This window comes from Candidatus Palauibacter sp., assembly GCF_965213655.1.
In the GTDB taxonomy this organism is placed as follows: domain Bacteria; phylum Gemmatimonadota; class Gemmatimonadetes; order Palauibacterales; family Palauibacteraceae; genus Palauibacter.
This window is the reverse complement of sequence record NZ_CBDBZT010000003.1, coordinates 1,317,929-1,329,727: the sequence shown is the minus strand read 5'-3', so window position 1 is coordinate 1,329,727 and position 11,799 is coordinate 1,317,929. Positions and strand designations below refer to the sequence as shown.

Here is an 11,799-nt window from a genome sequence, read left to right as displayed (position 1 = left end):
GGAATGTTGGCCCTGGCCTCGGTACGGGCTCGGCGTGCCCATGCCTGGCAGGACAAGATCAACGATTTCATCGAAAAAGTGGAGACCCTGTCTTCAGACGTTCCCGCGGGAACGTCGCAGAGGGCGGAACGGGTCACGGTTTGCGCGGCGTCTCCGTGCCATGCACTCTCCCGCCATGGATCACATCTCCATGCTCGCGATGGCGGGCAGCCAGCGCCGTCGGTCCTTCAACGGGGCGCTCCTTCGGGCCGCACTCGAGCGGGCCCCGGCGGGCGTCGTGTGCAGAGAGTTTGATCCGTCCTGCCTGCCTTTCTACGACGGAGATGTCGAGGCGGCTGGCGACCCGGACACGGTCGCCGAACTGAAGACGGCGGTACACGCGGCGGACCTCGTGCTGCTGGTTACGCCCGAGTACAACGCGGGTCTGCCGGCCGTGCTCAAGAACGCCGTGGACTGGGGCTCCCGGCCCCCGCGTCCGCAGGCCTGGGACGGGAAGCCGGTGGCGATCATGGGTGCGACGCCCGGCCGACTGGGGACGGCGTTGGCCCAGCGCGCCCTTCGCGAATCGCTCACCGGCCTCAACGCGCACGTCATGCCCCAGCCGCGGATCCTCCTCGGCGGCGCCGGGACCCTTTTTGACGAAGATCTCAGTCTGACGGACGCCGCGACGGCGGAGCGTCTCGACAAGTTCATGGCCGCCGCCGCAGAATGGGCACGTCGGTTCCGGTAGACGATCAGCGGAGACGGGAGGAAGGGTCTTTGTCCGACGCCAACGGCGCGCGGGTCATCTTCGAGAAGCTGGCGGACGATGTCCGCGTGCCCACCCGAGCTACCGAGCAGTCGGCGGGTTACGACATCCGGGCGCATCTGACGTGCGGTCCGATCCGGATCCATCGCGGGCAGAGCCGCGAAACCGTCTCCGTAGTCGCGACCGCGGCAGGCAACGGAAGGCCGGTGATCGTGCTCGAGGCCGGAGACCGCGCGCTCGTGCCCACGGGCTTCCGCGCCCGTCTGCCCGATGGCTACGAAGCGCAGATCCGCATGCGGTCGTCGCTGGCGTGGAAGCGCGGGCTCACGGTGCCCAACGCGCCCGGCACCGTCGACGCTGACTATCCGGACGAGTGGTTCGTCCTCGTCCTCAACTCGGCGCCGCACGCCATCCGGATCGAGCACGGCGAACGGATCGCCCAGGTCGTCCTCCACAAGTACCAGGTCGCGCGCTGGGAAGAGGGGTCGGTCGAGATTACGACGGACCGCGCCGGCGGGCTGGGCAGCACCGGCAAACGATAGCAGACCGGCAAACGATAAGGAGCAGACACAATGCCCGAATTGCAGGAATGGCTCCTCGCCATCCCCGTCCTGATCACGCTGCTCGTCATCTTCCTCGTCGAAGTCACCGGCTCGTCGAAGCGATGACGCGAGCTGCTAGCGGAACGGCTCCGGGTGTACGCGCTCGACCGGTTCCGTCTCCTGGACGCTGTCGACCTCGATCGTGTCCGCCTGCGGACAGGCGACCGAGCGCGACATGGCCCCTTCCAGGATCACGCTGTCCCCGGGTTCTGCGTCTCCCAGGTCACCCGCAAGAGTGTAGAGGTATCCGTCCCGATCCTCGAACGTGACGCATCCGTTTTCTGCTCCGACGACGGTGCCCGTGCGCTGGACGCGGCCATCGGCGTCGGTGACGTGGAAGGGATCGGACAGTCCCGTGGGCGCGAAGTTCCCGTTGAAGATGATGAAGACGACCGCACGGTCCCACGCAGCGGTCTCCGGCACGCTCACCGTGGCTCCGATTTCCCCGAACTCGCCTTGATCGCCCGTCCCCAGCTCCTCGAAGCCCGTGCCGATGGCTCCCAGGCCAACGACGACCCTCGCCTGCAGGGGGATGTTCTCGGTGTAGAGGCTGACCTCGGTGCCGGGCGGTCCCATGCGGGGTTCCATGGTCTGGATCTGGCGCAGCGAGTCGGGGGTGGCCGGGTTCGGATGCGCCTGGGCGAGCGCGGCGCCGGGGACGAAGAACAGGATCGCCAGCGCGCAGACGCCTGAGACGGCGCCGATGGCAACGGATTGCTTCACGAATCGTTTCATCATGGCCTCCGGGCGAAAGCTTCCAGCCCATGCTGTGCCCACGCGCGCCTCAGCCGCAACCCGATGCGTTCTCCTGTCCGGGACGGAGCCGAGGCATTAGCTTCCGGATCCGCGTGCGCCCGGGGTGGCGGATGCGGTGCGCCGGGGTGGCGGAATTGGCAGACGCATCGGACTTAAAATCCGAAGGGGTCCATCCCCGTGTGGGTTCGAGCCCCACCCCCGGCATCTTCGCCCCACGACTTCGGCTCGCCGACGGCCCCACCAATGAAGAAGGGGTGCGGAGGTCACCCCCCGCACCCCCCGATCATCACCGCCCCAGCGGATCGTCCGGACTAGAACGGATTGAAGTCCCAGCGCAGCCGGGCGAGGATCACGCGGCCGATCGCCGGCGCCCCGACCATGCTCTGGTACACGTCGTCGAACACGTTCGAGACATCGACCTGGAACCGGAGGTCATCGTACCCCGGTACGCGGAACCCGAAATTCGCGTCCAGCGTGGTCACCGCCTCGAGGTCGCCCGCCCAGGGCCCGGAGTTGAACGGGTAGCCGTTCTGTGCGCGGAAACGAAGGCCGCCGTTGATGCCGGCGTCGTCGTTACGGTAGGTGAGCGCCGCGGTCCCCCGCACGGTCGGCGAGTTCAGCGACACCTCATTGACGAGTTCGCCGGCCGTCTCGAAGGTGTTCTTGTCGATGAGCGACAGCGATGTCGCCAGCTCGAGCTGGTCGCTGAGCAGGAAGCCGGCGCCCATCTCGCCTCCCATGACGTCAAACCCGCCGACGTTCTGATACCCCAGCACCATGGCGGCGGCTGTGCCGCCGGCGCTCGTGGGCGTCACCGTCCCCAGCGGGACCCCGCCGGCCAGCTCGGCGACCAACTGGGCCGTGCCGACCGCCACCGCCTCGTTGGGGAACGCCACGCCCACGAACTGCCGGAATACCCCGGCCAGGTACTGCTCCAGTTGCGCGCCGTTCAGGAACACGTTGGGTGAGAGCATCCGCAGGGGCGCGATGTAGCTGTCGTAGCGGGTGAACCAGGCGTTGGCCCCGAAAGATACGCGGTCCCCGAACACCCCCTTGTAGCCGACCTCGAAGGTGTTGCTCACCGTCGGCCCGAGGGCCTCGATGTCCTGGAGGGCGGCGAGGTCTACAGGCTGGCAGAACGGCGGCGCCACGCATCCCGCCGGAGGCGCGCCGCCCCCCGCTACCTCCGTGTCGAGGAGCAGGGCCAGAACGCCCACCTGGTCCGCGGACGGGACCGGGATGAGCGGCAGGAGTGCCCCCAGCTGCGCCAGGCTCGGATCGCCGGCGACGAACGCCCCGAGCGTGGTGATGGCTGTGTGCCAGAGCTGAGCCGTCGTGGTGGGCAGGAACTGCTGCGCACTACCGCCCGACAGCACGTTGAAGGGAGACATGTGCATGGGGATCCCGTTCTCCCGCATGTACGCGTACCCGTTGCCGCCCGCGCCGGTGGCCCGGAGATCGTACCCGAACGGACCGAAGACCGGGACCGTCCCGCCGGAGATGTCCAGGAACTGGTTGTTGGACGACGGGGTGGAGAAGGCGCGGTTGAAGGTGACGCGGAACGAGTTCGAAGCGTCCGGCTTGAAGACCAGCGCGGCGCGCGGCGAGAAGACGGGATCCGCGAGGCTGCTGTTGTAGTCGTACCGGAAAGCGCCCGTGAAGTCGAACTTCGGGCTCAGCGCCCATTCCCACTGGAGGTAGCCGCCGACCTCGGTCGTCTCGTCGTCGTTCTCGAACTGTCCGTTGATCGTCCCCTGGCTGTCCGGGTTCGTGCCCAGGTAGTCGACCCCGTAGATGAACCGGTGCGCGGAGCCGAACCGCGTCTGGTGCTGCAGCTGGCCGACGAGAAGCGACGAGTTGTCGAACAGAGGACGGCCCGAACGGAGGAGGAAGGTCTCGTCGTTCGTGTTGTAGTTGTAGAACACCTGCGCGAACAGGTCCTTGTGCCGGAATCGCGCCTGGCCGTAGGTGATGCCCCAGTCGGTGACGTTCGATGCGCCCAGACCGCTGAGGTTCGTCGCCCTCGCGGCCACGTTCCGTCCGGCCGAGAGGATGAGTGATGTCCCCGGTGAGGGCTCGAAGTCCATCCGGGCGTCCACGGCCCAGTTCCTGTGCCCGTCGTCGCGCCCCATGGCCACGTTCCGGGCGGACTGCGCCAGCACGGCCTGATCCGCCGGATTCGTCAGGTCGAGCCCCGAGGTGAAGGCCCCGCAGCCCGCCGAAGTGGGATCGAACTGGGCCGCGATGCAGGCCTCTCCCGCCTGCCTCGTCTGTGCCTCGACGAGGTCGTTGAACACGTATTCGGTCGCGTCGAAGTATTGCGCCGAAACCTTGAAGCCGAACTTGTCGCTCGGGGCGACCGCGATGCGTCCGTCGAACTGGAACAGCCCCGCGTCTTCACCCTGAATCGGACCGCTGCCGAGTCCCGCGTCGTCCCCCTGCTGCCGCATACCGCCCCCTACCGAGAAGCTCGCCCCCGGAGAGCGGATCGGTGACTTCGTCATGTAGTGGATGACGCCGTTGGCCGCGTTCGGGCCGTAGAGCGCGGATCCCGGGCCGAGGACCGTTTCCACGCGGTCCATGTCCAGTTCCGATGTCGGGTTGAGGTAGAAGAGGTTGACCCGCAGCGACGGGACGCGCGCGATCCGGTTGTCCGTCATGAAGAGCGAGCGGCCGGAGAAGATGTTGTTGAAGCCGCGCAACACCGCGTAGCGGCCGCGGATCCCCGTGCGTGCCACGTCCACGCCGGGCTGATGCTCCACATGCTCGATCGGACTCGTGACCTGCCGCTCCTCGATGTCGCGCGTGGAAACGACTTCCACCGCCGCCGGGGCTTCCAGCGCCTTCTCGTAGGTGCGGGAGGTGGTCACCGACAGCGGGTTGAGGTCGTACGCTTGGGACGTCATGGTCGTCGACACGGTCGTCGCCTGTCCGGCCGCGACCGTCTGCGACTCCTGGGTCACGGTGACCCAGCCCGGCGAGGTGAACCAGACCGCGTACGTCCCGGCAGGGACGCCGTCGATCGAGTAGGTCCCGCCGGGTCCCGTAGTCGCCTGGGCGGCCACCGCGTTCTGCGCGTCCACGACTTCGACCAGCACGGCCGCCAGGGGCGCGCCGGTGGCTTCATCCGTGACCGTCCCCGCGATCCGGCCCTGGCCCCAGGCAGAGCCGGGGGAGGCCCCCGCAATGACCACCGCCACAAGCAGCAGGGTTCCGCGCCTCATGCTACGACCGAAACCAACCCCGAGTTCTCTCATCGCGAGCGCCTCCTGATTGTCGGCTGGACTGTCGGCGAACCGTACTTCTCCTGCCCGGCTCAAGCTAAGTCAGCCAGCTGCTTCTGTCAGCGTACCCGGCCGAAGCGAACGTCGCGGGTTCGACCATTGGCGACATAGAAGCCGATGACCTGTCCGTTGCGGTCCCGCTCGAACGCGAACGACAGACCGCCGCCCGAGAACTGATCCTCTTCTCCGGGTTCGAGTTCCGCGCGGTCGAGCCTGCGCTGGTGCAGGACGAGATCTCCGTCCTCCACCGTGAACGCATAAAACGTCTCAAGTTCCTCGCTGTAGAAACGTCCGGCGAAGTCCGCCAGATCCTCCGCCGTCGGGTTCCACGCCTCGGCCTCGTCGCCCTCGAGGCGGGTGGCGTGGTTGTCGCCGTTCTGGTGCAGCGTGAGCCCCTCGACATCGCCCTCCGGGTCCCGCAGGAAGGTGACGGAAGCTTCGACTGAGAGCAGGCGGAAGGTCGAGTCGGACGTGGGAACGATCTCGAGCCGCTGCTGTCCCGTGGCCTGCGTGTAGAAAGTGTCGTCCTCGCGCGTGAAGGTGAGGATGAAGTTCGGTGCAGCGTCGAGCGCGTAACGGCCGGCGAACTCGTCGAATGCCTCCGGGTCGAAGTCTTCCGCATCGAACTCCCCGGCTGCGTCGGCGGTGTCTTCCTCCTCCTCCATCGCGTCCCTGAAGAAGGCCGCCGCCAGTTCATAGGCGACGGCGCTGTTGAACTGCGCGTGATTGCTCTGCGTGGTGAGGCCGGCGTTGATCTCGGGGAAGTAGACGAACATCGAGCGGTGTGCGACGTCCGCCCCCCCGTGGCTCACGCGCTTGAGGCCGCCCTGCTCGTCTACGCTGAGCCCGTACCCGTAGCCCGTCTCCTCTCCGTCGTCGAGCACGAAGGACGTCATCATCTCATCGATGCTCTCGCGCGTGCCGACGCTCGGGTTCGCGTAGTTCTCGGCCCACGTCTGCAGATCGCCGATCGTGCTGTAGATCGCCCCCGCGCCAACCGCGCCGCCGAGGTCGCCGATCTGGCGGTATCCGTCCGGGCCCGGGGTGTAGCCCTCGGACATGTTCGGGACGATGTGCCGCGTGGACGGCCGCACCGTGGTCCCCGCCATCCCCAGCGGCCCGAACACGCTCTCCTGCATGAAGACGGGGAAGTCCTGCCCCGAGGTGCGCTCGACGATCACCGCCGCGAGTCCGAAAGCCGTGTTGTTGTAGTTCCATTCCGCGCCCGGCTCGTTCTGGAGCGCCGGCTGCCGCTGCACGATGTCGATGAGTTCCGAGCGGTCGATCCAGTCGCCGTGGTCGAGGCGGCGGCCCGTCATCCGCAGCAGGTTCAGGAATTCGCGCAGTCCCGATGTGTGCGTGATCAGGTGCTTGACCTGGATCGTGTGGTCGAACTTCGGGAGTTCGGGGATGTATTCGCGGATATCGTCGTCCAGCGAGAGGAGTCCGCGCTCCGCCTGCAGCATGATCGCGAAGGCGGTGAACTGCTTCGAGGTCGAGCCGATGTTCGTCCGCGTTTCCTCCTCGAAGGGGAGGCCGTAGGCGAGGTTCGCCATCCCGTACGTCTTCGAGAAGAGCGTGCGGCCGTCGCGCCACACGCGCACGGCGCCCCCGGGAGAATGCGGAGCGTCGAAGCGCGCCATGATCTGGTCAGCCAGCTTTTCCGGGTCGGTCGCGACGGGCTCCAACCGCAGGAGCGTGATCTCGTAGCGGCCCGCCCCATCCGTGCCGCCGTCCGCATCCTCGTCGTCCCCGAGGACGAACAGCTCCAGCGTGTGCGTCCCCGCGCTCGACGTCTCCCCGCCGAAACGTTCGATCCCGCGGCCCAGCCCGCCGAAGCGGCCGACCTGCGTCCCCTCAGGTCCGAGGACGCGCGCCGTCACGTCGACGGAGATCTGGTTCACCTCCCCGAGGACGAAACTCTCCTCCGCAGTCTCGAAGGTATAGCGCGCCGTGTCGCCCGCCGTGAGGGCGCCCGGCAGCGTGCGGCCGCGCTCGAGTGGCGTGGTCTGGGCTGCGATCTCCCCCGCCGAGACCAGGACGAGGAGCGCGGCGCAGAGCGTGGAACGGGACGTGCGGGGAAAGCGGCGACCAAAGCCTGTGTTCATCACTTCACTCCGGTGGATGGACCTCGGGCAGGGGGGCGGAACGGTGCGGAACGGTAAGGAAGTCCCGTGCGCGCGAGCAACCGTGTACAATCAGATCCCGGCCGGGGGGGCCGGCCTGCTCCAGGACACCCGCAGATCGCGAAGGACCGTATGAAAGCAGCATTCCGTCACATCCTCGCATTCGTTCTCGCCCTCGGCCTGGTCTATTCGTCGCCGGCGCGTCCAGCCGCGGCTCAGGATAGCGCCGCGCGTAACGGAGGGCCGCCCGACAACGGGGGCGCCACGCTGATGCTTGCCCAGCCCGCGGTGAGCACCGATCGGATCGCGTTCGCCTACGCCGGAGATCTGTGGATCGCCGGCATCGATGGCCGTGCGCCGCGGAGGCTGACTTCGCACCTCGGGGTCGAACTCAACCCGCGCTTCTCGCCGGACGGGGAGTGGATCGCGTTCAGCGGGGAGTACGACGGGAATACCGATGTCTTCCTCGTCCCCGCGGAGGGGGGTGTGCCCACGCGGCTCACATGGCATCCAGGTGCCGATCTCGTCCAGAGCTTCACACCCGACGGGTCGGCGGTGCTCTTCTCGTCGGGACGTAACGCGTACACGGGCCGCCACCAACAGCTGTTCACGGTCTCGACGAGCGGCGGGCATCCCGAGCAGCTGCCCATTCCGCACGCCTTCAAGGCGACCTATTCGCCGGATGGCGCGAAGATCGCCTACACGCCGTTGTACGAAGCCTTCACGCAGTGGAAGAACTACCGGGGCGGGACGACGACCCGGATCTGGATCTACGACGTGGCGGACCATTCCGTCGTCCAGGTCCCGCAGCCCGAGGGCCGCTCGAACGACACCGACCCCATGTGGATCGGGGACCGCGTCTACTTCCGCTCCGATCGAGATGGGGAGTTCAACGTCTACGCCTACGACCCGGGGGCCGGGGACGTCTCCCGGATCACCGCGCACGAGGACTTCCCGGTTCTGAGCGCGTCCGCCGGCGCCGGGCGGATCGCCTACGAGCAGGCGGGGCGGCTGCACCTGCTCGATCCCGGTTCGGGCGCCAGCGACCCGGTGCCGGTCCGGATCGCGACGGACCTTCTGGAGGTGCGGCCCCGCTACGCCAGCGGCGAGAACTTCGTCCGCGGCGCGAGCCTCTCGCCCTCGGGCACCCGGGCCGCCTTCGAGTTTCGGGGCGAGATCGTCACGTTGCCGCGCGAGGAGGGGGACGACCGCAACCTCACGCAGTCCACCGCCGCCCACGAGCGGAGTCCCGCCTGGTCGCCGGACGGAGAATCCATCGCCTGGTTTTCCGACGCCTCGGGCGAGTATCGGCTGTACGTGGGCCCGCAGTCGGGGGAGGGGGAGACGCGCAGCTACGCGCTGGACGGCGCCGGCTTCTATGAGAACCCGGTGTGGTCGCCGGACGGCACGAAGATCAGCTACACGGACAACTCCCGGGCCGTGTTCTGGATCGACCTTCCTTCGGGAGAGGCCCACCGCGTGGATGGTGACGTGATGTACGGGCCGATGCCCCCACCCTCGCACGCCTGGTCGCCGGACTCCCGCTGGCTCGTCTACACGCGCAACAACGAGACCAACATCCGCACCGCGTACGTGCACTTGCTCGAGACGGGCGAGACGAGGGCGGTCACGGACGGGCTCAGCGACGTCTCCGAGGCCGTGTTCGATGCGGGCGGGAAATACCTCTATCTCACGTCGTCCACCGACGCGGGACCCGTCGTGCAGTGGTTCGCCCAGTCGAACAACGACTTCGAGATGACGAACGCGATCTATCTTGCGGTCCTCGAGAAGGGCACGCCATCGCCGCTCGCCAGGGAAAGCGACGAAGAGTCGGGAGATTCAGGGGCGGCAACCGAGCCGGAAGGAGAGGGAGTCGAGGGTTCGGGCGAGGTCACTGTGAACATCGACTTCGACGGACTCGATCAGCGCATCCTCGCGCTGCCGCTGCCCGAAGCCGGTTATGCGAACCTGGAGCCCGGCGACCCGGGACAGCTCTTCTACATCCGGGCCGGAAACGCCAGCGGGTTCGGGAGCCCGGGTTCCGGGCCCGGCCTGCGCCGTTTTTCCCTCGCCGAGCGAGAGGAAGCCATGCTGGTGGGCGGCACGCGCTTCTTCGATCTGTCGGCGGACCGCAGGAGCGTGCTGTATGCGACCTCGGGCGGCTGGTTCATCGGCAATGCCGGCGGGACGGACATCGGCGCCGGCGCGGACCGGCTGGGGGTCGGGGAGGTGCAGGTGAGGATCGATCCGCGGGCGGAGTGGCGGCAGATCTACGACGAGGCGTGGCGGATCAATCGCGACTACTTCTACGACCCCGACATGCACGGCGCGGACTGGCCGGCCCTGAAGGAGAAGTACGCCGCCTTCCTGCCGCACCTCGCGACGCGGGCCGACCTTAACCGGCTCTTGACCTGGCTCCATTCCGAGATCGCGGTGGGGCACCATCGGGGCGGGGGTGGGGACTTCCTGCACGAGACGGACGATGTGCCGGGCGGCCTGCTGGGGGCGGACTTCGTTGTCGACCAGGGGCGATACCGGTTCGACAAGGTGTACGGCGGCCTCAACTGGAATCCGGGCCTCCGGTCCCCCCTCACGGAACCGGGGGTCGAGGTCGAGGCGGGCGAATACCTGCTGGCGGTGGAAGGGGTCGCGCTCTCGGCGCCGGAGAACCTCTACAGCCGGTTCGAGAACACGGCCGGCCGGATCGTCTCCGTGACCGTCGGTCCCTCACCGAACGGCGCGGGGTCGCGCACCGTCGACGTAGTGCCGGTGGCGAACGAGGGGGCGCTCCGCAATCGGGACTGGGTCGAGGGCAACCTCGCACGCGTCGACGAAGCCACCGGCGGGCGCGTCGCGTACGTGTACGTCCCCAACACGGCCGGCGCCGGACATGAGTACTTCAAGCGCTATTTCTTCCCGCAGACGAACCGTGATGCCGTGATCATCGACGAGCGGCATAACGGGGGCGGCCAGATCGCGGACTACTACATCAACATCCTCCGGCGGCCCTACATGTCGCATTGGGCGATGCGTTACGGCGCCGACCTCATCACGCCGCAGGGCGCCATTCCGGGCCCGAAGGTGATGCTCATCGATGAGACCGCCGGTTCGGGCGGGGACATGCTGCCCTGGATGTTCCGCAAACTCGAGATGGGCACGCTCATCGGGCGCCGCACCTGGGGCGGGCTGGTCGGCGTCCTGGGCTTCCCGATTCTGATGGACGGCGGCTCGATCACCGCGCCGAACCTCGCGATCTGGACCGAGGACGGGTTCATCGTCGAGAACGTGGGCGTGCCGCCGGACATCGAGGTCGAGCAGTGGCCGGCCGAGGTGATCGCGGGCGTCGACCCGCAACTGGAGAAGGCGATCGAGGTCGTGCTGGAGCAACTCGAGGCGTCGCCGGTCGCTACGCCCGAGCGCCCGCCCTTTCCGATTCGCGTGCGGCGCCCCTGATGGCTCGCCGACACGGCTGGACAGGCATCGGCGCGGGCTCACCCGATCGGAGCCCCCGCCGACGCCCTCCGGTCAGAGACAGCTGGCGGGATCGACCGAGATCGTGACCGCTTCGGCGCTGAGCGAGTTCCGGTTCAACCGGGCATTGATTATTGCGTTTGCCCCCAGCCGCCTGGTGTCGGCGATGATCTTCTCGAGGGCTTCGCGGAACTCCGCGCTCCCGGCTATTTCATCACCCCGCTCCTCCTCGTCCGCTGACAGTCCGCCGCCCGTCATAGTCGCCTGAACCTGGCCGTACTCGGCCTCCTTCGGACAACGGTCGATCCCCTGCCAGCCGGGGTCGCAGCGGAGGAGACGTGTATTCTGGAGGTTGACCTGGTTGTCGGTCGTGCCGCCGAAGCAGGCCCAGATGCGTTCGTCGTCGCCTCCGCCGCCCCCGCCGACGCCCGAGAGCGAGAACACGAGGTCCAGGCGGGTGATCTCCTCGGTGAGATTGGCCGTGGTGGCGGACCCCCCCGAGCCCATGAAGAGCGGCTGAACCGATATCTCGACGCCGAGCGGCACGTAGCACAGCGTGTAGCTGCCGTCGAGCGCGGTCTGCCCCTCCATCTGTCCCGACTCGCCATCCTGCTCCCAACTGGCGACGACGGTAGCGCTGGGCAGCCCCATCTGCGTGTCGGGGTCCGAGACGAGTCCCCACAGCGCGCCGGTCATGTCCGGCGAGTCGGGGCACACTTCGTTGAGTTCCTGTGCGACCGCGGCGGGCCCCGCAAGGGCCAGTGCCAGCGCGGCCGTGACGATCCCCGTGCCAATTCGTCTCATCGCATCTC

7 protein-coding genes and 1 tRNA gene are annotated in these 11,799 nt (G+C 67.9%); 4 read left to right on the top strand and 4 right to left on the bottom strand.

All coding sequences use genetic code 11. The annotated features are described in order from the left end of the window. Positions 1–160: 160 nt before the first annotated feature. Entirely contained in the window at positions 161–730 is a 570-nt protein-coding gene (locus ACOOGH_RS08155; RefSeq protein ID WP_420448444.1) for an NADPH-dependent FMN reductase, read from the top strand. Positions 731–759: 29 nt separating this feature from the next. Next, complete coding sequence (gene dut, locus ACOOGH_RS08150) at positions 760–1,290, top strand: dUTP diphosphatase (protein WP_420448443.1); 531 nt, start codon at positions 760–762, stop codon at positions 1,288–1,290. A gap of 135 nt (positions 1,291–1,425) precedes the next feature. On the opposite strand, the gene ACOOGH_RS08145 is transcribed toward dut, so the two are convergent. After that, complete coding sequence (locus ACOOGH_RS08145) at positions 1,426–2,088, bottom strand: hypothetical protein (protein ID WP_420448442.1); 663 nt, start codon at positions 2,086–2,088, stop codon at positions 1,426–1,428. A 137-nt stretch (positions 2,089–2,225) separates the two neighbouring features. On the opposite strand from ACOOGH_RS08145, the gene ACOOGH_RS08140 reads away from it, so the two are divergent. After that, positions 2,226–2,310 (top strand) — tRNA-Leu (locus ACOOGH_RS08140). A 107-nt stretch (positions 2,311–2,417) separates the two neighbouring features. Here ACOOGH_RS08140 and ACOOGH_RS08135 read toward each other — a convergent pair. Then, complete coding sequence (locus ACOOGH_RS08135) at positions 2,418–5,330, bottom strand: TonB-dependent receptor (protein WP_420448441.1); 2,913 nt, start codon at positions 5,328–5,330, stop codon at positions 2,418–2,420. A 119-nt stretch (positions 5,331–5,449) separates the two neighbouring features. After that, positions 5,450–7,498: a serine hydrolase gene (locus tag ACOOGH_RS08130; protein WP_420448440.1), complete on the bottom strand. Its 2,049-nt coding sequence runs from the start codon at positions 7,496–7,498 to the stop codon at positions 5,450–5,452. Between the two features lie 150 nt (positions 7,499–7,648). On the opposite strand from ACOOGH_RS08130, the gene ACOOGH_RS08125 reads away from it, so the two are divergent. After that, positions 7,649–10,969 carry a S41 family peptidase gene (locus ACOOGH_RS08125; RefSeq protein ID WP_420448439.1) on the top strand — a complete coding sequence of 1,107 codons (3,321 nt, stop codon included), beginning with the start codon at positions 7,649–7,651 and terminating at the stop codon, positions 10,967–10,969. A 72-nt stretch (positions 10,970–11,041) separates the two neighbouring features. On the opposite strand, the gene ACOOGH_RS08120 is transcribed toward ACOOGH_RS08125, so the two are convergent. Continuing rightward, positions 11,042–11,791, bottom strand: a complete 750-nt coding sequence (locus tag ACOOGH_RS08120) for a hypothetical protein (RefSeq protein ID WP_420448438.1) — start codon at positions 11,789–11,791, stop codon at positions 11,042–11,044. Positions 11,792–11,799: the final 8 nt, after the last annotated feature.